The sequence below is a fragment of the Yersinia sp. IP36721 genome, from assembly GCF_003634395.1.
In the GTDB taxonomy this organism is placed as follows: Bacteria; Pseudomonadota; Gammaproteobacteria; order Enterobacterales; family Enterobacteriaceae; genus Yersinia; species Yersinia entomophaga.
Genome location: NZ_QCZL01000115.1, coordinates 1 through 214, shown reverse-complemented (window position 1 = coordinate 214; position 214 = coordinate 1). Strand labels below are relative to the sequence as shown.

Below are 214 nucleotides of genomic sequence, written 5' to 3'. Positions count from 1 at the left end.
GGCCTGCGGGTCGTAGTAGCGGAAGCGGTTGTAGTGCAGCCCCGATTCTTCATCCAGAAGCTGGCCGGCGAATTTTAAACCGGGTTCTGGCTGGCTGTGGTTACGTGAACTAGATACGGGATAACGGCAAGCTGTCTCTGCCAGAGGACTGGCTGACGCAGTGCGGCCTGACCGGGCAACCGCTGGCGATCAGCGTGATGCCTGGTCAGGTGGT

Annotated in this window: 2 protein-coding genes; one reads left to right on the top strand and one right to left on the bottom strand. The window is 60.3% G+C overall.

Annotated features, from left to right (window positions below; translation table 11 throughout):
- Positions 1–144: RHS repeat-associated core domain-containing protein (locus DBA33_RS21225; RefSeq protein WP_276148150.1), on the bottom strand; the 144-nt coding region annotated here is incomplete at its 3' end.
- Between DBA33_RS21225 and DBA33_RS21140 the strand changes: the two genes are divergently transcribed.
- Positions 114–214 (top strand): SymE family type I addiction module toxin (locus DBA33_RS21140; RefSeq protein ID WP_120807138.1); only part of this gene is annotated, 101 nt, incomplete at its 3' end. The two genes, DBA33_RS21225 and DBA33_RS21140, sit on opposite strands and share 31 nt — an antisense overlap.